Source organism: Demequina activiva (genome assembly GCF_016862815.1).
In the GTDB taxonomy this organism is placed as follows: domain Bacteria; phylum Actinomycetota; class Actinomycetes; order Actinomycetales; family Demequinaceae; genus Demequina; species Demequina activiva.
The window spans coordinates 921,914-946,889 of record NZ_BONR01000001.1; the positions used below are offsets into that span (position 1 = coordinate 921,914).

Below are 24,976 nucleotides of genomic sequence, written 5' to 3' on the forward strand. Positions count from 1 at the left end.
ACCATCGCCACGGTGGTGGCGTGCGCATCGGCCGGGCTGCTGCGACGGCCGATGCGCGGCCGGCTACTCCTGGGAGGCCCGTTCTCGTTCGGGCTCCGGCTCGGCGAGCACGCCGTCGTGCGGCTGCGCCACGGACCGCGGAGCCCACGCGTGCGTCGCGGGCGACGGCGCCGGCCCGTACTGGCGCTCCTTGAGCCGCTCGAGCATCTGCTCGGTGAGGATGCGGTTGGTCTTCATCAGATCGGACAGCACGCCGAGCGCGAGCGACAGCCCGGCACCCACGAGCATGATCGTGCCGAAGATCAGGGACTGCAGGTGGTTGCCATCGTTGCCCGTCGCGCGCAGGATCGCGAAGCGCACGAACGGGATGAGGCCGATCACGCCGAAGATCGCGGTCAGGGTGGCGAACACGCCCCACGGCCGGTACATGATCGATGCCCTCAGAATGGCCTGCGCGGACTTCGCCATGTGCTCGAACATGGATCCGAACAGACGCGACTCACGCGTCTTGGCGTTGGTGTCGATGGGGATCGACACGATCGCCAGGCGCTTGTCGCCCGCCTGGATGATGGTCTCCATGGTGTAGCTGAACTGCGTGACGATGTTGAGGCGGTACAGCGCATACCGGCTGTAGGCGCGGAAGCCCGACGCGGCATCGGGCAGGCGCGTGCGCGCCGCCTTGTTGACCACCCAGGATCCGAACCGCTGCATGGTCTTCTTGAACGGGCTGAAGTGCGCGATCGTGTGGGTCTGGCGGTCGCCGATCGCGATATCCGCCTCGCCGCGCAGCAGCGGCGCGATGAGGTCGCCGATGCGCTCCTGCCGGTACTGGTTGTCGCCGTCGGTGTTGACGACGATGTCCGCGCCCTGCGCCAGGGCGTAGTCCACGCCGTCCCGGAAGGACTGGGCGAGGCCCATGGTGCGGGCGTGGCTGATCACGTGCGCGCCGTGGCTGCGGGCGATCTCCGCGGTGGCGTCGCTCGAGCCGTCGTCGATCACCAGCACGTGGAGCTCGTCGACCCCGTCGACGCTGGTGGGGATGGACTCGAGCACGGTGGCGAGCGTCGCCTCCTCATCGAGGCACGGGACTTGGACGAAGACCTTCACGCCGCCCAGCGTAGTCAGGCGCTGCCAGGACTCAGCGACGCCGCCCCCGCAGCGCGAGCACAGCACCGCCCGCGATCGCGGCCAGGACCATCGCCCCCACCGCGGCGCCAGCGACCTCGCCGGCGAGCTCGTGGCCGGTGAGCAGCGGCGCGAAGATGCCGCCCAGCGCTCGGGATCCCAGCCACGCGCCAACGGCGCCGGCCGCGGCTCCGATCACGGGTCCGGCATTGACCAGCGGGTGCGTCATGGACACGCCCCAGCCCAGCATCACGCCCACCGCCAGGATCACGAGCAGCTCCATCGACGCACCTCCTGGGCGACATCGTGGCACAACCGTGGCGCTCAGCAGGCGGGCGCCGCCGGGGTGTCCGAGCCAACCATCGTGCTCACGTCGGACGCGGGCCGCTCGGCCCTCACAGGCGCGCGCGGCTGGAGATCGCCCAGCGCGCGGCGCCGGCGCCCACACCCGCGGCGGGCGCGATCAAGGCCCCGGCGCCCACCAGGTTGCCCAGCATGAATCCCACCGCCAGGCCCAGCACGGCGAACGCCAGGATGTGAACGTTGTCGTTGGTGGTGGAGCGCAGCATGAATCCCAGGCCCCAGGCGAGCAGGGGTCCCACGAGGATGAACACGGCGACGATGAGTCCCAGCAGCGCGATGCCGCTCTCGACCAGGCGCCCGCCGCTGGGCAGGTCGCCGGCAGAGCCTCCCAGCACGGTGACGAACACGATCACGGCGCAGATCACGCCGGCCAGGGCGCAGCCCACGAACACCCACCACGGGGAGAAGCTGACCTCCCACGTGGGGCGCACCTTGCCGCTGTCAGGATCCCACTGAGCCATGGCCCCAGACTAGGGGCAGCGCGCGGGGGCCTCCCTCGCATCGTCCGGACACGGCCGGGCGCGACCCTGCGACAGTCCGAACCGCCCTCGCGGCGACTCGCCGGGGGGTGGGCGCTCGCGGAGGGCCCTGCGCGGCGCGTCGAGCCCGGATGGGTTCAAACTGTCGGGTCGAGAGCGACGCGCCACACCGCTCCCTGTCGCCTCCAGGACGTTTGCGACACAATGGGCCAGTGACCTCCTTCGCTGACCGGCACATCGGACCGGACGAGTCCGCCATCTCGACGATGCTGGACGCGGTGGGCCACGCGTCGCTGGCCGTGCTCGCGGAGGCGGCGGTGCCCGAGTCGATCCGCCAGGACGACGTGCTGGTGCTGCCGGACCCCCTCACGGAGAACGACACCCTGAACGCCCTGCAGTCCTTCGCGCAGCGCAACAAGGTGCACATCCAGATGATCGGCCAGGGCTACTACGACACCATCACGCCCATGGTGGTGCGCCGCAACGTGCTCGAGAATCCCGCCTGGTACACCGCATACACGCCCTATCAGGCGGAGATCTCGCAGGGCCGGCTCGAGGCGATGCTGAACTTCCAGACCATGGTGTCCGACCTCACCGCGCTGCCGGTGGCCGGCGCGTCGCTGCTGGACGAGGCCACCGCGGTGGCGGAGGCCGTGCTGCTGATGCGGCGCGCCGTGTCCGGCAAAGAAGGCGGCCTCGTGGTGCTCGACGCCGAGTGCCTGCCGCAGACCATCGCCGTGGTGGAGGCGCACGCCGAGGCGATCGGACTGCGACTCGAGGTGCAGGAGCTCGACGAGGACTGGACCGCGCCCGAGGACCTGGTGGGCCTCGTGATCCAGCAGCCCGGCGTGACCGGCGTGCTGCGCGAGCCCGAGCCGTTCATCGAGGCCGCGCATGCCGCAGGCGCGCAGGTGACGATCGCGTGCGACCTGCTCGCGCTCACGATGATCAAGGCCCCCGGCGAGGTGGGAGCGGACATCGCGGTGGGATCGGCGCAGCGCTTTGGCGTGCCGCTGTTCTTCGGCGGGCCGCATGCCGCCTTCATGTCCGTGCGCGAGGGGCTCGAGCGTCAGCTGCCCGGCCGCCTGGTGGGCGTGAGCGTCGACGCCGCCGGCAAGCGCGCGTACCGGCTCGCTCTCCAGACCCGCGAGCAGCACATCCGGCGCGACCGCGCCACGTCGAACATCTGCACGGCGCAGGCGCTGCTCGCCATCGTGTCCAGCTTCTATGCGATCCACCACGGCCCGGACGGGCTGCGCGCGATCGCCCAGCAGGTGCACAACACGGCCGTGACGCTGGCCGATGCGCTCGCGGCGGCTGGCGTGAGGATCCGCCACGAGCACTTCTTCGACACCGTGGTCGCGGAGGTCCCCGGGGGCGCGGACTCCGTGCTGGCCCGCGCGGCCGCCCAGGGCATCAACCTGCGTCGCGTGGACGACGACCACGTCGCGATGGCATGCGACGAGGTCACCAGCCTGGACATCCTCGACCACCTGGTGGAGGCGGTCACCGCCGTCAAGCGTCACAGCGTCTACACCGCACCCCGCGTCGCGATCCCCCGCTCGCAGCGGCGCACCAGCGACTACCTGACGCACCCGATCTTCCACGAGCACCGCTCGGAGACCTCGCTGATGCGCTACATGCGCCGGCTCGCGGACCGCGACCTGGCGCTCGACCGGACCATGATCCCGCTGGGCTCGTGCACCATGAAGCTCAACGCGGCCGTCGAGATGGCGCCCATCTCGTGGCCGGGCTTCGCGCGGATCCACCCGTTCGCGCCGTCGGACCAGACGGCCGGATACCGCGACATGATCGCTCAGCTCGAAGGCTGGCTCGCTGACATCACCGGCTACGCCGCCGTGTCCGTGCAGCCCAACTCGGGAGCCCAGGGCGAGTACGCCGGTCTGCTCGCGATTCGCGCGTACCACCGAGACCACGGACAGGCCGAGCGCGACGTGTGCCTCATCCCCGCATCGGCCCACGGCACCAACGCTGCGTCCGCGGCGCTGGCCGGGCTGCGCGTGGTGGTGGTCGCGACCGCCCCCGACGGCGAGGTCGACCTCGCGGACCTGCACGCCAAGCTCGCCGCCCACGAGGGCCGCGTCGCCTGCATGATGATCACCTACCCGTCGACGCATGGCGTCTACGAGGAGCACGTGAGCGAGGTGTGCGCCGCGGTCCACGAGGCCGGCGGCCAGGTCTACATCGACGGCGCGAACCTAAACGCGCTGGTGGGCATCGCCAAGCCGGGCCACTTTGGCGGCGACGTCTCCCACCTGAACCTCCACAAGACGTTCTGCATCCCGCACGGCGGCGGCGGTCCCGGCGTGGGGCCGGTGGCGGTGGCAGAGCACCTGGTGCCCTACCTCCCGGCGCTGCGCCAGACCATCCAGCGGCCCGCAGAGCTGCGCCGTCGCGGCGCCCCCGTGAGCGCCGCGCCGTTCGGCTCCGCCGGCATCCTGCCCATCACCTGGGCGTACATCGCGCTCATGGGACATGAGGGCCTCACCCGCGCGACGGAGACGGCAGTGCTCGCGGCCAACTACGTCGCCGCCCGCCTCGCCGACGCGTTCCCGGTGCTGTACCGCGGACCGAACGGCCTGGTGGCGCACGAATGCATCCTCGACATCCGCCCGCTCGCGAAGTCCACGGGCATCACGGCGGAGGACATCGCGAAGCGACTCATCGACTTCGGCATCCACGCGCCCACCATGTCCTTCCCCGTCGCGGGCACGCTCATGGTCGAGCCCACGGAGTCCGAGGACCTGTGCGAGATCGACCGGTTCATCGAGGCGATGCTGGTGATCCGCGAGGAGATCGCGGCGGTCGAGCGCGGCGAGATCGCCGCGGAGGACACGGCGCTGCGGCATGCGCCGCACACGGCCGATGCGGTGGTCAGCGACTCCTGGGATCGCGCCTACTCGCGCGAGCAGGCGGCGTTCCCTGTGCCGAGCCTGCGCCAGGACAAGTACTGGTCCCCGGTGGCGCGTATCGACAACGTGCACGGCGACCGCAACCTGGTGTGCGCGTGCCCGCCCGTGGAGGCGTACGCGGAGCAGGGCTGAGTCGCACGGAGTCGACCTGGTCACATCCGTGCCCAGGCTCTTCTGAACGCAGGTGGGACTCGACTAGAGTGACCTGCGTTCCCAGGCCCCACCAGGGGTCTCAACACGGTGGCACGAGTTGACGGGGGGAGGTGTCGTGGCTCGACGGCAGTCGCTCAGCCCGCCGGTGCTCGCGGGCTACACCTACGTACGCCCGTTGGGCTCAGGTGGGTTCTCCGACGTGTTCCTGTTCCAGCAGGAGATGCCGCGCCGGCTCGTGGCCGTCAAGGTGCTGCTGAGCCGCATCGAGGACGAGGCCGCCGCCCGCGCCCTGGCCGCCGAGGCGGACATCATGGCGAGCCTGAGCGCGCACCCCGCGATCCTCACCGTCTACCAGGCCTCGGTCGCGCCGGACGGCCGCCCGTACCTCGTGGTCGAGTACTGCCCGGCGTCGCTCACCAACCGCTATCGCAACGAGCGCATGGCGGTGCCGGAGGTGCTGTCCATCGGCATCAAGATCTCCGCAGCGGTCGAGGCCGCGCATCGCGCCGGGCTGCTGCACCGCGACATCAAGCCGTCGAACATCCTCGTCACCTCCTTCGGACAGCCGGTGCTGTCCGACTTCGGCGTGGCGACCGCCGTCGCCAACGGCGAGGAGGAGACCATCGCGATGTCCCCGCCGTGGAGCGCGCCCGAGGTCGTCGAGCGGCGCACGTCCGGCACCGTCGCGACGGAGGTGTGGGCGCTCGCGGCCACGGTCTACACGCTGCTCGCGCAGCGCGGGCCGTTCGATGGCGCGGACGGCCGTCGTGGGGACGAGAGCCAGCTGCGTGCGCGCATCGCGCGAGCCAAGTACACGCCCATCGGCCGCTCGGACATCCCGCCCACCCTGGAGCGTGCGCTGGAGGGTGGCATGCGCAAGCTGCCCGGCGACCGCTACCCCAGCGCGCTCGCGTTCGGGCAGGCCCTGCAGGCGGTCGAGCAGGAGCTGGGACTTCCCGTGACGCCGCTCGACGTGCCCACCGAGGAGTGGGCCCAGGCGACGGCGAGCGCCCCCAGCCCGGACGGCCCGCGTGCGCCCGCGCGTTCCACGGTGCCCGTCGAGTCGCGGCGGCTGCGCCGGGACGATGCGGGCGGCAGCAGGGCCGGCACCCGCGCCGGCACCAAGACGCGCCATGAGGCGGAGGCCAATCGCGTGGGCCGCGGCATCGCGATCGCCGCGCTCGTGGCGGGCGCGGCGGCGATCGGCGTGCTCGTGACCATCCTTCTCGTGGCGGGGCAGTAGGACGTGAGCGCAGTCGACTCCGGCGTGGGCCGGGCCACCGCCGCGCGCTGGCGCCTCGCACGCCGCATCGGCGTGGGACTGCTGGTGGGCGTGGTGGCCGTGGGCGCGGTGGTCGCGCCGGGCTTCGACGAGCGCGAGGTGGAGCCGGACAACCCGTCGGTGTGGGCGCTGCAGACCGCGACGGGAGAGCGCTTCGCGCGCGTCAACACGGTGGTCTCCGAGCTGGACACGGTCAAGGACGTGAGCTCGCCCAGCGACATCATCCAGGCCGAGGACCGCCTGCTGGTGTACTCCGACAACCTGGCGTCCGTCACCACGGTCGACGTGGCGCGCCCCGTGGACATCGACGAGGCGGCCGAGGGCATGGCGGCGACGCCCGCCGGGACGGACGTGGTGGTTCACGCCGGGGACTGGGTGGCCTACCTGACGGACACCGGTGAGGTGCTCGCGGGCCAGGTCTCCAGCGGCGCCGCGGTCACGCCGAGCCCGATCGATCCCTACCGCGACGTGGTGGTGGGCGAGGGAGAGGACCGGCCGCAGTTCCGCGCGGTGGCGGTCGCGGTCACGGCCGATGGCAGGGTCGCGGCGTACTCGGCGGAGCGGCGCTCCGTGTTCGTCGCGGACCTGCGTGACGGAGCGCGCCCGGAGGAGATGGCGCTGCCCGAGGGACCCGCGTCGGAGGACGCGCAGATCACGTTCGCGGGGGACCGGTGGGCGGTCCTGGAGCCCGAGACGGGGCTGGTGTGGATCCAGGATCTTGCGGAGCCGGTGGCGACCTCCGCCGCGACGGGCGCGCGGCTGCAGGCCTCCACTGACTCGGCATCGAGCGTGGTGGTGGCGGACGAGTTCGGGGCGATCTCGGTGCCGCTCGACGGTACGGCTCCCGCACGGGTGCACGGCTCCACGGAGCTGGCGCTCGGCGAGCCGGCGCAGCCCGTCGCCATGCCGGGCTCAGGCGTGGTGGTGGGTGCGTGGCTGCCGGTGGGCGAGGGGCCCGGCACGCTGTGGATGTCGAACGGCACCACGACCACGCTCGACTACGGCGAGGGGACCCTGGGCGAGCGTCGCAGCCCGCAGCTGCGCAGCAACGGCTCGCGGGTGGTGCTGAACGAGACGCGGTCCGGCTGGGTGTGGGCAGTCCCGTCGGGTGCGCTCCTGCCTTCCTCCCAGCAATGGGTCGCCGATGAGGACGACGTCGCGTCCGCGCCGGACGAGGAGGTCGCGACGCAGGTCGCGGAGCCGCGCGCGCCGGTGGCCGCGGACGACTCGTTCGGCGTGCGCGCCGGCCGGCAGGTCATGATCCCGGTGCTGCTGAACGACCACGACGCGAACGAGGACATCCTGACCGTGGTGCCCGGCTCAGCGGCGGGCCTGGACCCCAGCTTCGGCACGCTGTCGACGTCCGATGACGACCAGGCCATCGTGGTGGACGTGGCTCCCGGTGCGACCGGCAGCGCGACGTTCACGTACGTGGTCTCGGACGGCACCACGGACGACGGCCTGCAGTCCGCTCCCGCCACGGTCACCCTCACGATCAAGGATCTTGACGAGAACTCCGCTCCCGTGTGGTGCGGCGTCGAGAACTGTCGCATCACCTGGCCCAGCCCGCAGGTCGCGCCTGGCGGCACCGTCTCCGCGGACGTGCTCAATGGCTGGGTGGACCCCGAGGGCGACCCCATCTATCTGGTCTCCGCGACCACGGACGCGACCGTGGGGCTGGTCGCGGCGTCGCCGGAGGGGCAGGTGTTCTTCCAGCACACCAACGCCTCCTCCACCGAGTCCGGAGCGGTGCCCGTCGAGGTGACGGTCTCCGACTCCCACGGCGCCCAGGCGTCGCGCCCGCTCACGATCGCCGTGCTGGGCGAGCCGCAGCTGCGCGTCGACGATGTCGCGGTCACCGTGACGGCCGGGGTCACCGCGACCGTCGACGTCGCGAGCCAGGTCAGCGGCGCGCGCGGCCCGCTCGCCGTCACCGAGGCGGCGATGGGGGTCGACGACGCCGCGGCGATCTCCGTGGCGCAGGGCCTGATCGGCTTCACGTTCGCCGCCGACGCGCCGGGCTCGTACCTCGTGGACTTCACCGTCACGGATGGCGTCGCGGAGACTCGCGGCGTGGCGCGTATCACGGTGATCCCGCCGGAGCAGGAGCGCCTCACCACCCTGCCGCTGACCGCGTTCGTGCGCGCCCGCGAGGACGCCACGGTCGACGTCCTCTCCGCCGTGACCAATCCCGGCGGCCACGTGCTGCTGCTCAGCGACCTCACCATCGAGCCCGAGGATGGCGCGCAGCTGTCCGCGGACGTCGTGGGCCACAGCGCACTGCGGATCAGCGGTGAGACCGCCTCCGGCCAGGCGGGACCGCTGGGCGTCGTGTCCTACGAGGTCTCCGACGGCAGTGGCCGGGAGGAGGCGTCCGTGCGCGGCGAGATCACCGTGATCCTGCTGGGATCGGACTCGCCCACCACGCCGCTCGCGGTGGACGACTCCATCACGGTGCGGGTGGGGACGCAGGCGGACATCGCCGTGCTCGCCAACGACGTGGGTCCGGCCGGCAACGTCATCGCGCTCGATGCTGACTCGGTGGAGTCGGACCCGGGCTCCGGGCTCGCGTTCCCCGCCGGCACCCGGATCCGCTACCTCGCGCCCGACCAGCCGGGCGTGTACGAGATCCGCTACGCCGCCTACGTGCTGGGCTACCCCACCCAGCAGGACACGGCGCGCGTGGTGGTCACGGTGCTCGCGTCGGACACCAACCAGCCCCCCACGCCGCGCACCCTGAGCGGACGCGTCGCATCGGGCGAGTCCGTGCGCCTGCCGTTCGTGGGCACCGGGATCGACCCCGACGGCGACACGGTCGCGCTGCAGCGCGTGGAGACCCAGCCGGCGTCGGGCTCGGCGCGCGTGTCCTCCGACGGTCAGGAGATCGTCTACAGCGCGGACCCGGGATTCTCGGGACAGGTCGCGTTCACGTACAGCGTGGTCGACGCGCGCGGCCAGAGCGCCGTGGGCACGGTCGCGGTGGGCGTGCTCGCGGCGGATGTCGACCCCCGTCCCGTCACGTACTCGGACTACGTGCAGGCGCAGGTGGGCCCGGACAGGCGGGTGCTGATCAGCCCGCTGACGAACGACATCGATCTCGCGGGCGGCGAGCTCGAGCTGATCGAGGCGACACCTGACGCCGCGCCGGGCTCTGCGGAGCACGCAGACCTCGCGGAGCGGCTGGTCGGGATCGAGGACGGTCGCGTCGAGATGCTGGTGGGCGAGGAGCCGGGGACCTACTCCTACGTGTACTCGGTGCGCAACCAGGGCGGCAGCACCGCGATCGGCCGCATCATCCTCAAGGCGGTGCGCGAGCCGATCGCGGACGTCCCCATCGTGCTGGACACGGTGCTCACCGCGGAGAACAGGGAGCAGTTCGAGACCGGGGTCGACGTGCTCACGGACAAGGTCTCGTGGGGATCAGGGGACGCCTCGACGCTCACGCTGTCTCTGTGGGGAGACCCTCAGGACCTCACCGTGTCCGGCCGTTCGATCTCCGGACCGCTGCCGGAGATGGGCAGGCTCATCCCCTTCCAGCTCGATGGGACGAACTTCGCCGGGGAGGCCGTCACCACCTACGGCTTCCTGCGCGTCCCGGGGGAGGAGGACGTGCGTGTCGCCCTCAAGGATCCGTTCACCCCGCCCGAGGTCGACGAGGGCGCCTCGGTGACCTTCGATCTGCTCGACCTCATCGCGCTCCCCGAAGGCGTCGAGGTCTCGATCGACGGCGATGGCGTGACCGCGTCCGGGAACCGAGCGGACTCCGAGTGTCGCTTCATCGCGGGGACGACGCTGCGCTACACGGCCGGCGAGGGCGAGCCCTACACCGACACCTGTCTGGTGCCCGTGCTGATCGCCGGGCAGGACGAGCCCACGCTGCTGCCCGTGCCGATCGTCATCATCGCGGAGATCCCGCAGCCCATCCTGACGGGCGGCTCGCTCGAGGTCTCGCCCGGAGACTCGACCACGTTCGACCTCGCATCCATGGTGACCTGGCCCGCCGGCGCGCAGTCACGCCCCGTCGAGATCGCCCACGCCTACAGCGGCGCCATGTTCGAGGTCACCCGGTCGGGGACCGAGCTGACGGTGAGCGCCCGGTCGCGCGAGGCGATCCCGGGCCAGGCGGACGCGATCACGGTGTCCCTGCCCTCCGACCCCACGACGCCGGCGGTGTCCCTCACGCTCAAGGTGGGCCCCGCGCCGTCCAAGCTGCCCAAGGGCGCGAGCGTCGTGCAGACCTGCTCGCAGGCGTCCGGCTCCTCCTGCCAGGTGACGGTGGTGGGCGCGAACGGCGAGGTGAACCCGCTGCCGGACGTCCCCTTGGAGCTGGTGTCTGTCAGCGCGGGAGGCTCCTGCCCCGACGTCACCTTCTCGCTCGTGGGCAGCACGGGCATCAGGGCCTCGTGGACGGCCGATGCGCCGGGTGCGGTGTGCGACGCGACGTTCGCGGTTCGCGACGCCCAGGGCCGCGTGAGCGCCGGCGACCGGCTGGGCTCGGTGAGTATCGACCTCCAGGGCTTCCCTGCGGGCCCCGCCGAGGTGCGGCAGGTGGGCTTCGGCGACGGCACCGCGACCCTCGCGGTGAGCCCCGGCGGTGCACGCTCGTCGTACCCCTCGATCTCCGGCTTCGCCGTGTACGACGGCAACCGCCAGGTGGCGTCCTGCGACGCCAGCGGGACGTGCGGCCAGATGACCGGGCTCACCAACGGCGATCAGCGCACCTACACGGTCCGCGCGGTCAACACCGTGGGCGAGTCCAAGGCCGGCGTGTCCACCGTCGCATGGTCATACGCGCCGCCGCGAGCGATCACCGGCCAGTCCGTGAGCCCCGCGAGGACGTCCAATGGCGCCGGCCTGCAGGTCGAGCTGCGGTTCACCGTGTCCGACCCGTCGACGCGCGAGGTGCGGATCACGAGCCCCACGGGACAGCCGTACGTCCACACCGTGCGCGGCACCGGCGCGCAGCCGGTCGTGACGTACGCGCTGGGCTCCAACTCGCCCCAGGACATCACCCTGACCCCGGAGACGTCGTTGCCCCTGCCCCCCGTCGACGGCGCCCAGGCCACCGGCGCGGCCGTGTCCGTGCGCGGCAACGGCGTGGGCAGTCCCACCATCGAGTCCGTCAACAACGCGACGTACGAGCAGACCTCGCTGGACTCCGCGCAGGTGGACGTCGCGGTGACGCTGGGCGGTGCGGGCAGCACCGTCGGCATCGGCGTGTACAACGGCAACCGATGCGATGTGCAGACCACCGGCACCGCGGCGGGTATCTACCGGATCACGGTGGACGGCCTCAGTCCGTTCCAGTACCAGACCCGCACGGTCTGCGCGGTCAGCACCGTGCCGAGCACCGGCCCGCAGTCCTTTGGCGAGGCACAGCGTGACGTCGCGCTCCTGCCCCGCCGACAGCCGCCCACGCCGGTCGTCACGTCCCCCTACTCGGTGGGCACCACCTGCGCCGTCACCGGCTCCCTCGCGTGCGCGGTGAACCTCAACTCCGTGTCGCAGCCCAGCTTCGAGCGGCTCGGCGGCGGCGAGTCCAGGTGGGTCGAGATCCGCTACTTCGAGGGATCCGCGTCGAACCAGAGCTCGAGCACGTCCTTCCCCATCCGCGACCGCCACAACGTCAGCGCGCCCGTGTGGGCCAAGTGGTGCTCGGTGTACGACGCCTCGTACTGCGGCGGCGCCGTGCAGCTCACCCCCGCGGGGGGCAGCCCCGCCTACGCGCCGTCGGTGAGCACCGAGATCTGCGCTCGCCTCGACGGCGGTGCTGCGCGCTTCCCCACCCCCGCCGGTCCGCTGCCCGCTCACGTCCTGGGCTCGTGGCAGAAGTTCGACTACAACGGCGACCCCATCACCGGATCGGACTTCTCGACGCTGGCCAGCGGCCAGCTGACGGTGTCCTTCCAGGGTGCGCTCGCCGGCATCGGCGCGGTGACCTTCGACCCGATCCAGTGCCAGAACCCCGCCGTCGCCCCGCCACCCGAGCCGGACCCCAGCCCGGAGCCGTCGCCATGACCACCCCTCCCGTCCACTTCAAGGAGCCCCGATGACCCTCACTGATGAGCAGGCCGACTGGTTCGCCGGTACCTTCAAGGCGCTCGCCGACAACGTCGAGCGCGCCGTGCTCGGCAAGCGCCACGTGGTCGAGCTTGCGTTCACCACGATGGTGTCCGAGGGCCACCTGCTGCTCGAGGACGTGCCTGGCACCGGAAAGACGTCGCTGGCGCGCGCTCTCGCCCAGACGGTGAAGGGCACCGCGACCCGCATCCAGTTCACCCCGGACCTGCTGCCGGGCGACGTCACGGGCATCACGGTGTTCGATCAGAAGCAGGGCACCTTCGAGTTCCACGCGGGGCCCATCTTCGCGAACGTGGTGCTGGCGGACGAGATCAACCGTGCGAGCCCCAAGACCCAGTCGGCGCTGCTCGAGGTGATGGAGGAGGGCAACGTCACCGTCGACGGCCACACCCGTTCCGCCGGGTCGCCGTTCATGGTGGTCGCGACCCAGAACCCGGTCGAGCAGGCCGGCACCTACTCGCTGCCCGAGGCGCAGCTGGACCGCTTCATGATGCGCACGTCGCTGGGCTACCCGGACCACGGCGCGACGCTGCAGATCATCGACGCGGGACGTCCGCCCCGTGTCACCGTCAGCCCGCTGGTCGAGCTGCAGACCATCGCCGCGATGACGGAGCTGTCCCGGCAGGTGCACACCAGCCCGCTGGTGCTCGACTACATCGCGCGCATCGTGGACTCGACCCGCAACGCCACCCAGGTGCGCCTGGGCGTCTCCGTCCGTGGCGCGATCGCGCTCGCACGCGCATCCCGCACGTGGGCTCTCGCTCACGGGCGCACCTACGTCACGCCCGATGACGTCAAGAACCTCGCGGACCCCATCCTGGCGCACCGCCTCATCCTCGACCCCGAGGCCGAGTTCGACGGCGTGACCGCGACCGCCGTGATCGGCCAGATCCTCCTCGACACCCCGCCGCCCACGCAGAAGGATCTCGTGTGAGCCGAGGGTCCACCGGCCGCACCAGGGCCGACCGCACCGCCGCCGGGCACACGCGAACCGGGTACACCCGGTCCGGCGTGACCCGTGCAGGCACGCGCACGCGCACCCAGCTGACGGGTGAGTCGCGCGGACGGTGGGTCGCCCTGGGCCTGTGGGCCCTGCACGCCACCCGCACCGCCTCGGACGCGGTGCGACACGCGTGGACCGAGGCGCGCTCCGTGGTCACGCCGGCCGGCTGGGCCGCGATCGCCTGGGTGGTGGTGGGCCTGGTGCTGGGACTGGCGTTCGGGTGGGGCGAGTTCCTCATCGGAGCGGCCGTGGGCCTGGTGCTGCTGCTCATGGCGCTGCCGTTCCTGCTGGGCCGCGAGCAGTACGTGGTGGACTTCTCGCTGGGTCACGACGCGGTGGTCGCGGGCACGGATGCCGCGGGCGAGATCGTGGTGACCAACCCGCGGGCCCGCATCGCGCTGCCCGGGCGCGTGGATGTGCCGGTGGGCGAGGGGCTGATCGACTTCCACGTGCCCCTGCTGCGCCGCGGCCACGAGCACCGCGAGGCCATCGTGATCCCGGCGCCGCACCGAGGCATCGTCGATGTGGGACCCGCCACCACGTCGCGGTCCGACCCCCTGCAGCTGCTGCTGCGAGAGTTCCACTGGGCGGAGGTGCGAACGCTGTTCATCCACCCCGTCACGATCGCGATCCCCAGCACCTCGATGGGCTTCATCCGCGACCTCGAGGGGCGCACCACCCGCACCATCACCAACGAGGACATCTCCTTCCACGCTGTGCGCGAGTACGCGCGCGGTGACGCGCAGCGCCAGATCCACTGGAAGTCCACGGCGAAGACCGGCACGCTCATGGTGCGCCAGTTCGAGGAGACGCGCCGCTCGACCATCTCGATCCTGCTCGACCTCGACGAGCGCTCCTACTCGTCCCCGATCGAGTTCGAGATGGCGGTGAGCGCCGTCGGCTCGCTGGGGGTGCGGGCGATCCGGGACGGTCGCGACGTCGAGGTGGTTGTCAGCGGTGAGGTGCCCGAGTTCGCCCAGGCCTCCGTGCGCTCGCTCAGCGCCCTCCGGGTCACCACGCCGCGCGCTCTGCTCGACGACCTCGCGGGCGTGGACGCGGGCGTCGACGTGGTCGCGCTGCCCACGCTGGCCCGCATGCTCGTCGACTCCTCGGCAGAGACATCGCTGGCCTTCCTGGTCACCGGCTCCTCCGCGCTGCTGCCGCACCTTCAGTCCGCGGCGCTGGCCTTCCCGTCCGACGTCGCAGTGGCCGCCGTGGTGTGCGACCCGCAGTCCGAGCCGTCCATGCACGCGGTGGGACGCACGCGAGTGCTGAGCCTGGGCATCCTCGACGATCTGCGCCAGCTGCTGGCACGGGGTGCGACATGAGGCGCTCACGCACGTCAGGGGCCCGCACCACGTGGACCTTCGTCCTCCTCAACACGCTCTTCATGGTCGCCGGCGCGGCCGTCGCCGCACTGGCGCTGGCCCCCGTGTTCGAATCGTCGAGATATGTGATCGTGGTCGCCGTCGCGGCGGCGGCGGGCGCGTGCGTCACCATCCTCGCGGACCGGCTGGGGCGAGGCCCGGGGTTCGCGACCCTGCTGATCGTGATCGCCTATGTCGCGGGAGGGCTGGGGCTCGCGATCCCTGGTGCGCTGAGCGATCTCGACAGCGTCGCCGCCTCCCTGCTCGAGCTGGTGCGCGGGCCGGTGCTGGGCTGGAAGGACATCGTCACCCTGCCGCTGCCGCTGGGCGCCTATCGCGGCACTCTGGTGCCCGTCTACGCGCTCTTCCTCGTGGGCACCCTGCTGGCCACCTGGGCGGCCGTGCGTGCGCGCCGGTGGTGGCCGCTGGGTGCCGTGGTCGTGGGGGTGATGGTGGTCCTCGCGATCGCGCTCGGCCCCGCGACGCGTGCGCCCACACCGCCGTGGGCGCCCGCAGGCCTGTACGTGACGCGGGAGTTCGCCATCGGGCTCGCCGCCTTCCTGCTGATGCTGGGATGGTTCGGCTGGCGCTCCGCCTATCAGCGGCGACGCGCGATCTCGCGCGCGCACGGCGCCGATCGCGCGCGGCTCACGCGCGCTCCGCACCTGCGCAACCTGGCGGGGGCGGCGGCCGTGGCCGTCATGGTGATGCTGGGAACCGTGACCGCCGTGCTGGTCGCGGGCCCCATCGCCGCGGACACCCCGCGCGAGGTGGCACGCACCGTGGTGGACCCTCGGCTCACGCTCGACTCTGCGGTCACGCCGCTGGCCACCTACCGCTCGTGGTTCACGGACGATGCCTATGACGCGGTGCTGTTCAGCGTGACCGTCACCGAGGGCGCCCCTCAACGCGTGCGAGTCGCGGCCCTGCCGAGCTTCGACGGCGAGAGCTTCTCCGCCTCCGCCCGGGAGGGCGAGGCGCCCGTGCGCTTCCAGCGAGTGCCGTCCACCATCCCGGCAGGCGAGGACACCGTGCCCGCCGGCGTGGACATCGCCATCGGCGCGGGCGGTGGAATCTGGGTGCCGCTCGTGGGCGAGCTGGGCTCGATCAGCTTCCAGGGCGCGCGGCGCTCGCAGCTGGTGGACGGATTCTTCTACCTCCCCGAGGAGGCCACCGGAATCACCGCCGTCGAGGGCGGCGTGGTCTCCGGTGACGCCTATCGCGTGCGCGGCAACGTGCCGCAGGAGCCGCTCACGCTCGCGGACCTGGGGCCGTCGCCTGGCTCCGCGACCATCGAGGCGTCGCTCATCCCGCCGGCGCTGTCCGACTGGGTCGCGCGGCAGGAGGTCTCGCGCGATGGCGAGGGCTTGCAGGAGCTCATCACCCGGCTGCGCGAGCGCGGCTACCTGAGCCACGCGCTCGAGCAGCCGGTGGACGGAGACCTGCCGCGGTGGCAGGAGGACCTGGGGGAGTACGCCTTCGCGTCCTCGGCCGCGGGGCACTCGTACGACCGCATCGAGCGGCTGTTCACGCAGCTCCTCGAGCGCGAGGACTCCGCAGGCGACGCCGGCAGCGCGTCCCTGGTGGCGGCGGTGGGCGACGACGAGCAGTTCGCTGCCGCTGCGGCGCTCATGGCCGCCGAGCTCGGCTTCCCGTCCCGGGTGGTGCTCGGGGCTCGCCTGGCGGACACCGACCCGGCCGGGTACGCCACCGCGGTGTGCGAGGCAGGCGAGTGCCGCGGCAGCAACATGACCGCGTGGGTCGAGGTGCAGGGCGCGGACGGCGCGTGGGCCGCCGCGGACGTCACTCCGCAGCACGAGAGCCCGCTCGCGCCTGACACGACGGCTCTTCAGGACCCTGAGTTCGCGTCCGCGCTCGACCCGGAGCGCGCCGAGGCCATCGTGCCGCCGTCCACCCAGCGCGGCACCACCACCGAGGACGAGGCCGCCGACGAGGAGGAGCCCGGCGGGCTCACCTGGCTGGGACCGGCGCTGCGCATCGGCGGCATCAGTCTGCTCGCCCTGCTGGTGATCGTGGGCCCGTTCCTCGCGATCCTGGCATGGAAGGCCGCGCGCCGCCGGCGCCGCCGCCGCGGAGAGCCGGCGTCCGCGATCCACAGCGGCTGGGAGGAGTACCTCGACACGGCCGTCGAGTCCGGGCTCGACCCGCTTCCCCTGGCGACGCGCAGCGAGACGGCCGCCGCGTACGCGACGGCGAACGGCGCGGCGCTCGCGACCATGTCCGACCGCGCGACGTTCTCCGGCGCCGCGGCGAGGGACGCCGATGCGCAGGAGTTCTGGGAACTTGTGGAGGCGGACCGCGCGGCCTGGCTCGCTCAGCGCGGCTGGTGGGCCAGACTCAGGATGCGAACGTCACTGCGGTCCGTGTGGCACTCCGTCGCGACGCCCACGGCACCGCCGCAGGCGAAGCAGTCGAGGCCTGGGGCGCACTGGCGTTCCGAGCACACGTCAGGGACGGGAAGCCGTCGATCGCGCCGTGGCACACGTGGTCGCCGCGGACGCACCAAGGGAGGTCGCTCATGAGCCCGGAGACCGGGACGGTCCTCGTCGTCTACGCCATCGTCTGGGCAGTCGCCATCGCGGGCGGCTTCGTCTGGATGGGTCTCGCGCTGGGTGCGCTGCTGCGCAAGGTGGGCGGCACGCCAGCTCACGCGTGGGTGCCGGTGCTGCGCTGGGTCGCGGCGGCGCGCGCCGCACGGATGTCCGTGATCCCGGTGATCATCGCCCGTTCGGTGGCGCTGGTGGGGGCGCTCGCGTATGTCGTGGGCGTCGCGGTCCTGGCGTCGACGTCTCCCGACTTCCCGCCGATCGCCCGCGGGCTCCTCGTGGGCGGGGCACTCGCCGCGCTGCTGGGATCGCTGGTGGGGTGGGTGCTGTGGATCTACGGCTCGGGAATGATCGAGCTGCGTCTGCGCGCGCCTGCGGCGCTGTCCTGGCTCGCCGCCGTGAGCCCGGTGATCTGGGCGTCGGTGATGGGGTGGGGCAAGTACGGCGTGGTTCCCGACACGGGGGTGACGGCCGATGCCCGGACCGGCGATTCTGGGCCTGCGCCTGCCGCGGCGGCTGGGGGCGGCGGCACGGCGGCAAGCGCCGGCGATGCGCCGATCGCGCCGGACCGTGCCATGAGTGCCGCCACCGCCCCGCTGCCGTCGCGCGCCTCGCGGCCCCCTCGCTACGGAGCAGGAGCGTGGGCATCGGCGCAGTCAGCACCCTCGGCCCCCTCCGCGCCTGCGCCCGCGCCCGGTGCGGCGGAGTCCGCCGACGTGCCCGAGGCCGAGTACACCGTCGTACCGAGCGCTCCCAGCGCTCCCGGCACCGAGCCCACCTGGGCGGCCGTGAACTCCTCCGCGCCGGTCACGCCGAGCATCGCGCCCCAGCGGCAGGTGCCCGAGCCGCCGATGTCCGAACCGCAGCTGCCCGAGCCGCTGCTGCCCGAGCCGCCTCGCCCTGCGGCGCCCGCCCCGTCGAGCCAGCACCGCGACCAGCACGCGGCAGCCGAGCCCACGCCCGCCACCGCGCCCATCTCCGCCCTGCCGCCGGGGTGGGGCACTCCAGCGGCCGCACCCGCGCCGATGACACCGCAGCCGAGTGCACCGGAGCCGGAGCTCCCGCCGCTCGCTGATCCCGCGGCCGGGGCTGGGGCTGCGTCACCGGAGTACCCAGCACCCTCGACGCCACCCGCATCGGCCACGCCGGCGCCAGCTGCGCCAGCCACGCCACCCGCATCGGCCACGCCGGCCACGCCGGAGCCGGAGCCCTACTCCGGACCGGTCTCGCCGTACCTCCAGGCCGCGGGCGCGAGCACGCCCGCCCCCCGGCCTCACGCACCGAGTGCCGAGCAGCCCGCGCACGAGGCGTCCGTGGAGCGCGAGCCCTCCCCTGCATCGGCCGTCGACAGCGATGCCCTCCCCGCGCCGCAGAGCGCGCCGCACGATGCGCCGCTGCCGGAACCGCTGCCGTGGGCTGCGACACCCGCTCCCGAGCCGGCGAGCGCACCCGAGCCGCCCAGCATCCCCACCTCCGAGCCGGACACCTGGGAGCCGTGGGCCGCCGGAGCGCCACTCGCGCCACCGCCCATCCCCGTCAGCCCCGACGAGGACGACCGCACGGTGATCGCGCAGCGGCGCAAGGACTCCTGGGCGCTCGAGGTCGTGGGCGGCGGCCGCTACCCGCTGACGGAGGGGCCGATCGTCATCGGCCGTGCGACTGCCACGCACACGCCGGGCCGGCTGGGCGTCGACGACTCGACCCGCACGATGTCCAAGGTCCACGCCGAGCTCACCTACATGGGCGGCGCCTGGAACGTGCGCGACCTGGGCTCCACCAATGGCACGTATGTGCGCATCGGTGACGACGAGCGCGAGGTGGACGGCACCGAGGCGATCCCCGCGGACGCGACGCTGCTGCTGGGCGACCTCGAGGTGCGCATCGTCGCGGATGAGGGCGACCGCTGATGTCGACACCGTGGTGCACCGGCGGCGGTGCGACGGACTGCGGGCCACGCGGGGAGAACCAGGACGCCTACCTCAGCGCCGGCCGGGTCCACATCGTGGCGGACGGCATGGGCGGCCACGTGGGCGGCGCCGCAGCGGCCCAGGCAGTGATCGAGGCGTTCCGGCCGCTGGCGGGCGCACCGGTCGCGACCCCTGCGGACGTCAAGGCCGCGGTCGAGCGTGCCAGGAGCCTGGTCGCGGACGTGTCGCACCAGGCCGGTGGGGAGGCGGGAGCCACGCTGTCCGGCGCCGTCGCCGTGGAGCATGACGGTGAGCCGTGGTGGATGGTGATCAACGTGGGCGACTCGCGGGTCTACGCCCTCGAGGGAGGCGCGCTGCGCCAGGTCACCGTGGATCACTCCCACGTGCAGGAGCTCGTCGACGCGGGACGCATCACGCCTGCGGAGGCCGAATCGCACCCCGATCGCAACCTGGTGACGCGTGCGATCGGTGACAGCTGGCCGGGTTTCGACGGCTGGCTCGTGCGCGCGCGGCCCGGACTGCGGCTGGTGGTGGCGAGCGACGGGCTCATGAAGGTGATCGCCGATGCCCGGATCGCGTCCATCGCGGCGCTCGCCGGAACCGCGGACGCGGCCGCGCAACGGCTGGTCGCGGCGGCGCTCGAGGCGGGCACCACCGACAACGTGACCGTGGTGGTCGCGGACACGCTGCACGCGCAGACTCCTCGCGACGCGTCCCCCGCGCCGTGGACCGCGTGGGGCGAGGACGCCCTCGACGACGACGACACGACGGTGTCTGGCCGCGCGCGGGTGGACGCATGAGCGACCAGGCGCGACCCGACGACGACGCGGAGGACCACACGCGCGTGTCGCCGCGCACCTGGGCCGATGCGGCGGCGGCGGCAGAGGACGGGACCGAGGATGCCACGCGCCGCGTCTCCCGCGACGCTCCCGCCAGTGATGACGACACTCAGCTGTCCGCGCGGAAGCTGGACGCGGACGCGGAGGTGGACGACGACAGCACCAGGGTGGCGTCCCGCGGGACCGCGCCCGGCGTGGACGACGACGCCACCCGGATCGCGAAGCGCGCCACCGATCCTGCAGTGGACGACGACGCCACCCGGATCGCGTCAGCCCGCTCGGCGGACACGGGTCACTCTCTCGAGCAGCCCACGCAGCCGGCCCCGCACCCCCAGAGCCGCAAGCCGGGCCGACCGGACCTCCCCCCGGGCCACGTGGGAGCTCGCGCCACCGAGGCCGGGGCGTTCGGCACCAGCGAGCCGGCATACACCCCGCGGGTGGTGCCGACGCTGAGCGGCGAGGCGACCTCCTCCACGACGGGGCCTGCCTCGCAGGACAGTGCTGCGGCGGTGCTCACTCCCGCGCAGGCGGCGCGCCGTCGCGAGGCCGAGCGGCGCCGGCGGCTCACCGTCGTCGTGGTGATCGCGTGCGTCGCGGCGGCGGTGCTGACCGGCGCGGTGCTGGGAGTCGTGGCACTGCTGCAGACAGGCACGTGACCGCGCCGCCACGGCAGCCTCCCCGCGCCTGGTGATCGCGCGCCGTCGCGTACCGTGGTGCACGTGAGCACACTCGAGTCTCCTCTGCATCGCGAGCACATGGCGCTGGGCGCCTCCATGACCGAGTTCGCAGGCTGGCAGATGCCGCTGCGATACGAGAGCGACGTCGCCGAGCACACTGCGGTCCGCACCGCTGCCGGGCTGTTCGACCTGTCGCACATGGGCGAGCTCATGGTGCGCGGCGCGGACGCTGCGGCGGCGCTGGACACCGCGCTCGTGGGCCACATGAGCCGTATGGGCCTGTGGCGAGCCAAGTACACGATGATCTGCGCGGAGGACGGCGGCGTCATCGATGACCTGGTGGTCTACCGACGGGACTGGGACCACTTCATGGTGGTGGCCAACGCCGCGAACCGCGAGACCGTGGCGGCTGAGCTCACGCGACGGTTCGAGGCCGCAGGCCTCGACGCCTGGATCGAGGACGAGACGCTGTCGATCGCGCTCATCGCGGTCCAGGGCCCGGCGTCCGCGTCCATCACGGCAGGCATGTGCGACCTGGGGGCAGAGGACATCCACGCCCTGCGCTACTACGCTGCCGCGAACGTCCTGCTCACGGGGGGCATCCACGCGTTCGTGGCGCGCACGGGATACACCGGCGAGGACGGCTTCGAGCTGTTCGTGCCGGCCGAGCGGGCCGCCGAGGTGTGGCGACTGGCCCTGGCTCACGGTGAGGAGGCGGGGCTCGTGCCGTGCGGCCTCGCGTCCCGCGACTCGCTGCGCCTCGAGGCCGGGATGCCGCTGTACGGGCACGAGCTCAGCCACGACACCAACCCGTTCGAGGCTGGCCTGGGACGGATCGTGAGCTGGGGCGTCGACGGCGGCCCTGACCGTGGCGACTTCGTGGGCCGCGAGGCGCTGGCCTCGATCCGTGACGAGGGCGTGGCGAAGACCCTCGTGGGCCTCGTGGGTGACGGGCGGCGCGCGGCGCGCACCGGATACGCGGTGACCGATGAGGACGACAACCAGGTGGGCATCGTCACCTCAGGGATGCCGTCCCCCACCTTGGGACGCCAGATCGCGATGGCCTACGTGCCTGTGCCACTGTCCGAGCCCGGCACCATGGTGGGCGTGGACGTGCGCGGCAGACACGAGCAGATGCAGGTGGTCGCGCTACCGTTCTACAAGCGAGACGCGTGACGGGCGCGGCCCGGTCCACCGAGCGAGAGGCAGGCTGACATGACGAGCATCCCCGAGGAGCTGAAGTACTCCAAGGAGCACGAGTGGGTCCAGGGAGACCCTGTCTCCGGATCGGTCGTGACGGTGGGCATCACCGCGCACGCGGCCGATGCCCTGGGCGACGTGGTGTTCGTCGAGGCTCCCGTCCTGGGCAGCCAGGTCAACGCCGGCAGCGTGTGCGGGGAGCTCGAGTCCACCAAGGCCGTCTCCGAGCTGTACTCGCCCGTCACGGGAACGGTCACCGAGGTCAACGCGGATCTCGAGAGCGCGCCCGAGGCGATCAACGCGGACGCCTATGGCTCCGGCTGGATCTTCAAGGTCGAGCTGACCGAGGACGCAGGCGAGCTGCTCGATGCCGCGGGCTACGCGGCGGTGACGGAGTAGTCGCCATGCATCGCGGGCGCCGCGGTCCGGGCGGAGCGCGCTGATGGGGGAGGCCAAGACCAGGCTGGTGGTGGCGGCCGCCATCACCGATGATCTGCTGATCCCGCGCACTCTTCTTGCCGCGCGGCGCTCGTCACCCGCCGCACTCGCGGGCCTGTGGGAGTTCCCGGGCGGCAAGGTCGAGCGTGGCGAGGGAGCCGAGCAGGCGCTGCGCCGCGAGCTCCGCGAGGAGCTGGGCGTCGAGGTCGAGATCGGCGACGAGGTGCTGGGCCCCGACGACGGCCGTGGCATCGAGGACCAGTGCGGCGAGGAACCCGTGTGGATGCTGCGTCCCGGCGACGCCGACGTCGAGCGTCTGGTGATGCGGGTGTGGTGGGCCAGGATCCTGCCCGGAGCGGACGGCGCCACGGTGGAGCCGCGGCCGCTCGAGGACCACGACGCGCTGCGCTGGCTCGAGCCAGGGGGCTGGCGCGACGTCGCATGGCTGCCGGCGGACAAGCGGATCGTCGAGGCGCTGCTCGAGGACGCCACCGCGCGCCACCGCCGCGCCTACTGCTGACGCGTCACGTCGCTGCGACGCAGCCCACGATGTGGTCGTCGACCAGCCCGCACGCCTGCATGAGCGCATACATCGTGGTGGGCCCCACGAACACGAAGCCCAGCGACTTGAGCTCCTTCGCCAACGCCTTCGACTCGTCGGTGGAGGCGGGCACGTCCTCCCACCCGGCGGGCCTCGTGGCCCGCGCCTGCGGCCGATGCGACCACACCACCTCGTCCAGCGAGCGCCCTGCCTGCTGGAGTGCCACGACGGCGCGCGCGTTGGTGATGGCCGCCTCGATCTTGCGGCGGTTGCGCACGATCCCGGCATCCTCCATCAGCCGTTCCACGTCGGCCTCGTCGAAGGCGGCCACGGCCGCCGGCTCGAAGCCCGCGAACGCCTGCCGGAACGACTCTCGCTTGCGCAGGATCGTGAGCCACGACAGGCCGGACTGGAAACCCTCGAGCGTCATCCGCTCGTACAGCGCGGCGTCCCCGTGGACCTCGTGGCCCCACTCCTCGTCGTGGTACCGCTCGTACAGGTCGTCGCCGGCCCCAAAGCAGCGGAGCGGGTCGTTCGTCGTGGGTGTCATGCGCTCAAGTCTGGCGGCAGATCTGCCAGCCCGCGCATCGGCCGGGCCGTTCCTCGGGAGAGCGCGCCACTGAGGCGGTCCTGTGGACGGCGGGGTAGCGGGTGCGCGCCGCACGCCAGTATCGTGTCCACGCCATGACCATCCGGGAACTCCTGCGCGCGCACGCGCCCACGCTCAGCTACGAGCTCTTCCCGCCGCGCTCTCCCGCGGCGGACGAGACCTTGACGCAGACCATGCGCATGCTCGCGGCGACGGAGCCGGACTTCATCTCGATCACCTACGGCGCCTCCGGCTCGACGCGCAGCACGTCGCGCACGGTGGTGCAGCGCCTCGCCGCGACGCACACGATTCCGCCGCTGGCGCACCTCACCTGCGTGGACCAGTCCCGCGCGGAGTTGACCACCGTGATCGAGGAGTATCTCGCCGAGGGCGTGCGCGACTTCCTTGCGCTGCGTGGCGACCCGCCCAAGGGTCAGACCGATTGGCGACCGCACCCCGACGGCCTGCTCTACGCGAGCGAGCTCGTCATCCTGCTGCGCGAGGTGGCGGCCGCCCACGGCATCGATGACCTCAGCATCGGCGTGACCGCCTTCCCCGCCCAGCACGTGATGCCGCAGTGGCGCCAGCAGGGCCTGGACGTGCTGCGCGCGAAGCAGGACGCGGGTGCGGACTTCGCGATCACCCAGGTGTTTTACGACGCGGCGCAGTACACGGCGCTGGTGGGCGACGCCCAGCGGGAGGGCATCGACCTGCCGATCATCCCCGAGGTCATGCCGCTCGTGTCAGCGACCCGAGCGCACCGTGCGGCGCAGCTCACGGGGGTCGAGACGCCGGAGGCGCTGATCGCAGACCTGGAGGCCGCGGAGGACGACGCGGCTGCCCGTGCCGCGGGCGTGGCTCACGCCGCGGAGCTCTCGCGCGACCTGCTCGATGCGGGTGCACCCGGCATCCACGTCATCACGTTCAACAAGCATGAGGCCGCGATGGACCTCGTGAGCCAGCTGCCGCTGCGCCGCTAGGCCTCGCGCAGGGTCACCGTCGCGCCGTTCTCGACGGTCCGTGACACGGTGCACGTCTTCTCGTGCGCCGAGCGCAGGGCGGGCTCGACGCGGGCACGCGCCTTGTCGCCGTCCTCGCCCTCGGGGAACGCCACGTCGAAGGCCACGTCGATGTCGCGCAGGATCGCGGGCGTGGAGCCGCCCACCTTGTCAGCGCTCACCGTGACCTCGAACTTCGTGGGCTCGGCACGGCGGGACGTCATCATGTCGAGGTCCGTCGCGGAGCAGCCGGCGATCGCCACCATGAGCAGCTCCACGGAACTCAGCGCGCCGTCCACGTTGTAGCCGAACCGATACTCCGCGCCATCCGCATTGCGGGCCACATACACGCCCTCCGCCTCGCGGGTCAGCGTGACCTGCTTGTTCGTGATCTCTTCAGCCATGGTGGCCAT

General features: G+C 72.4%; 18 protein-coding genes. 13 read left to right on the plus strand and 5 right to left on the minus strand.

Annotated features, from left to right (window positions below; translation table 11 throughout):
- Window positions 1-63 precede the first annotated feature (63 nt).
- The 3 genes from Dac01nite_RS04495 to Dac01nite_RS04505 form a co-directional block, all read right to left on the minus strand.
- A complete protein-coding gene (locus Dac01nite_RS04495; RefSeq protein ID WP_203653651.1) occupies window positions 64-1,107 on the minus strand; it encodes a glycosyltransferase family 2 protein in 1,044 nt (347 codons plus the stop codon).
- Between the two features lie 31 nt (window positions 1,108-1,138).
- Entirely contained in the window at window positions 1,139-1,408 is a 270-nt protein-coding gene (locus Dac01nite_RS04500; protein ID WP_203653652.1) for a hypothetical protein, read from the minus strand.
- A 112-nt stretch (window positions 1,409-1,520) separates the two neighbouring features.
- Window positions 1,521-1,949, minus strand: a complete 429-nt coding sequence (locus Dac01nite_RS04505; RefSeq protein ID WP_203653654.1) for a hypothetical protein — start codon at window positions 1,947-1,949, stop codon at window positions 1,521-1,523.
- A gap of 284 nt (window positions 1,950-2,233) precedes the next feature.
- Here Dac01nite_RS04505 and gcvP point away from each other — a divergent pair, with 284 nt between their 5' ends.
- The 12 genes from gcvP (at window position 2,234) to Dac01nite_RS04565 (ending at window position 22,955) form a co-directional block, all read left to right on the plus strand.
- Window positions 2,234-5,032: an aminomethyl-transferring glycine dehydrogenase gene (gcvP, locus tag Dac01nite_RS04510; protein ID WP_239066520.1), complete on the plus strand. Its 2,799-nt coding sequence runs from the start codon at window positions 2,234-2,236 to the stop codon at window positions 5,030-5,032.
- A 136-nt stretch (window positions 5,033-5,168) separates the two neighbouring features.
- A complete protein-coding gene (locus tag Dac01nite_RS04515; protein ID WP_203653657.1) occupies window positions 5,169-6,296 on the plus strand; it encodes a serine/threonine-protein kinase in 1,128 nt (375 codons plus the stop codon).
- Window positions 6,297-6,299: 3 nt separating this feature from the next.
- Entirely contained in the window at window positions 6,300-12,353 is a 6,054-nt protein-coding gene (locus Dac01nite_RS04520; protein ID WP_203653658.1) for an Ig-like domain-containing protein, read from the plus strand.
- A 31-nt stretch (window positions 12,354-12,384) separates the two neighbouring features.
- A complete protein-coding gene (locus Dac01nite_RS04525; protein WP_203653659.1) occupies window positions 12,385-13,350 on the plus strand; it encodes an AAA family ATPase in 966 nt (321 codons plus the stop codon).
- Window positions 13,347-14,747: a DUF58 domain-containing protein gene (locus Dac01nite_RS04530; RefSeq protein ID WP_203653660.1), complete on the plus strand. Its 1,401-nt coding sequence runs from the start codon at window positions 13,347-13,349 to the stop codon at window positions 14,745-14,747. The genes Dac01nite_RS04525 and Dac01nite_RS04530 overlap by 4 nt, the downstream gene beginning before the upstream one ends.
- Window positions 14,744-17,329 carry a transglutaminase domain-containing protein gene (locus Dac01nite_RS04535; RefSeq protein WP_203653661.1) on the plus strand — a complete coding sequence of 862 codons (2,586 nt, stop codon included), beginning with the start codon at window positions 14,744-14,746 and terminating at the stop codon, window positions 17,327-17,329. Before Dac01nite_RS04530 ends, Dac01nite_RS04535 begins: the two co-directional genes overlap by 4 nt.
- Window positions 17,326-19,260: an FHA domain-containing protein gene (locus Dac01nite_RS04540; protein ID WP_203653662.1), complete on the plus strand. Its 1,935-nt coding sequence runs from the start codon at window positions 17,326-17,328 to the stop codon at window positions 19,258-19,260. The genes Dac01nite_RS04535 and Dac01nite_RS04540 overlap by 4 nt, the downstream gene beginning before the upstream one ends.
- The gene (locus Dac01nite_RS04545; protein ID WP_203653664.1) at window positions 19,260-20,081 is read left to right on the plus strand and encodes a PP2C family protein-serine/threonine phosphatase; all 822 of its coding nucleotides are present in this window, start codon (window positions 19,260-19,262) and stop codon (window positions 20,079-20,081) included. The genes Dac01nite_RS04540 and Dac01nite_RS04545 overlap by 1 nt, the downstream gene beginning before the upstream one ends.
- Window positions 20,078-20,776: a hypothetical protein gene (locus Dac01nite_RS04550; RefSeq protein WP_203653666.1), complete on the plus strand. Its 699-nt coding sequence runs from the start codon at window positions 20,078-20,080 to the stop codon at window positions 20,774-20,776. Before Dac01nite_RS04545 ends, Dac01nite_RS04550 begins: the two co-directional genes overlap by 4 nt.
- Before the next feature lie 63 nt (window positions 20,777-20,839).
- Entirely contained in the window at window positions 20,840-21,973 is a 1,134-nt protein-coding gene (gene gcvT / locus Dac01nite_RS04555) for a glycine cleavage system aminomethyltransferase GcvT (RefSeq protein WP_203653667.1), read from the plus strand.
- Between the two features lie 39 nt (window positions 21,974-22,012).
- Window positions 22,013-22,396 carry a glycine cleavage system protein GcvH gene (gcvH, locus tag Dac01nite_RS04560; protein ID WP_203653668.1) on the plus strand — a complete coding sequence of 128 codons (384 nt, stop codon included), beginning with the start codon at window positions 22,013-22,015 and terminating at the stop codon, window positions 22,394-22,396.
- 43 nt (window positions 22,397-22,439) lie between these two features.
- Window positions 22,440-22,955 (plus strand): (deoxy)nucleoside triphosphate pyrophosphohydrolase, encoded by a 516-nt coding sequence (locus tag Dac01nite_RS04565; RefSeq protein ID WP_203653669.1) that lies wholly within the window; start codon window positions 22,440-22,442, stop codon window positions 22,953-22,955.
- Window positions 22,956-22,959: 4 nt separating this feature from the next.
- On the opposite strand, the gene Dac01nite_RS04570 is transcribed toward Dac01nite_RS04565, so the two are convergent.
- Window positions 22,960-23,526 carry a DNA-3-methyladenine glycosylase I gene (locus tag Dac01nite_RS04570; protein ID WP_203653670.1) on the minus strand — a complete coding sequence of 189 codons (567 nt, stop codon included), beginning with the start codon at window positions 23,524-23,526 and terminating at the stop codon, window positions 22,960-22,962.
- 134 nt (window positions 23,527-23,660) lie between these two features.
- On the opposite strand from Dac01nite_RS04570, the gene Dac01nite_RS04575 reads away from it, so the two are divergent.
- Window positions 23,661-24,545 (plus strand): methylenetetrahydrofolate reductase, encoded by an 885-nt coding sequence (locus Dac01nite_RS04575; protein WP_203653671.1) that lies wholly within the window; start codon window positions 23,661-23,663, stop codon window positions 24,543-24,545.
- Here the strand turns inward: Dac01nite_RS04575 and Dac01nite_RS04580 are convergent.
- Window positions 24,542-24,967 (minus strand): OsmC family protein, encoded by a 426-nt coding sequence (locus Dac01nite_RS04580; protein WP_203653673.1) that lies wholly within the window; start codon window positions 24,965-24,967, stop codon window positions 24,542-24,544. The two genes, Dac01nite_RS04575 and Dac01nite_RS04580, sit on opposite strands and share 4 nt — an antisense overlap.
- Between the last annotated feature and the right edge of the window lie 9 nt (window positions 24,968-24,976).

Excerpts from the sequence above, each read along its gene's own strand:
- Dac01nite_RS04500 (WP_203653652.1), bottom strand. The coding sequence starts at position 1,408 with ATGGAGCTGCTCGTGATCCTGGCGGTGGGCGTGATGCTGGGCTGGGGC.
- Dac01nite_RS04505 (WP_203653654.1), bottom strand. The coding sequence starts at position 1,949 with ATGGCTCAGTGGGATCCTGACAGCGGCAAGGTGCGCCCCACGTGGGAG.
- gcvP (WP_239066520.1), top strand. The coding sequence starts at position 2,234 with ATGCTGGACGCGGTGGGCCACGCGTCGCTGGCCGTGCTCGCGGAGGCG.
- Dac01nite_RS04525 (WP_203653659.1), top strand. The coding sequence starts at position 12,385 with ATGACCCTCACTGATGAGCAGGCCGACTGGTTCGCCGGTACCTTCAAG.
- Dac01nite_RS04535 (WP_203653661.1), top strand. The coding sequence starts at position 14,744 with ATGAGGCGCTCACGCACGTCAGGGGCCCGCACCACGTGGACCTTCGTC.
- Dac01nite_RS04540 (WP_203653662.1), top strand. The coding sequence starts at position 17,326 with ATGAGCCCGGAGACCGGGACGGTCCTCGTCGTCTACGCCATCGTCTGG.
- Dac01nite_RS04545 (WP_203653664.1), top strand. The coding sequence starts at position 19,260 with ATGTCGACACCGTGGTGCACCGGCGGCGGTGCGACGGACTGCGGGCCA.
- Dac01nite_RS04550 (WP_203653666.1), top strand. The coding sequence starts at position 20,078 with ATGAGCGACCAGGCGCGACCCGACGACGACGCGGAGGACCACACGCGC.
- gcvH (WP_203653668.1), top strand. The coding sequence starts at position 22,013 with ATGACGAGCATCCCCGAGGAGCTGAAGTACTCCAAGGAGCACGAGTGG.
- Dac01nite_RS04565 (WP_203653669.1), top strand. The coding sequence starts at position 22,440 with ATGGGGGAGGCCAAGACCAGGCTGGTGGTGGCGGCCGCCATCACCGAT.
- Dac01nite_RS04570 (WP_203653670.1), bottom strand. The coding sequence starts at position 23,526 with ATGACACCCACGACGAACGACCCGCTCCGCTGCTTTGGGGCCGGCGAC.
- Dac01nite_RS04575 (WP_203653671.1), top strand. The coding sequence starts at position 23,661 with ATGACCATCCGGGAACTCCTGCGCGCGCACGCGCCCACGCTCAGCTAC.
- Dac01nite_RS04580 (WP_203653673.1), bottom strand. The coding sequence starts at position 24,967 with ATGGCTGAAGAGATCACGAACAAGCAGGTCACGCTGACCCGCGAGGCG.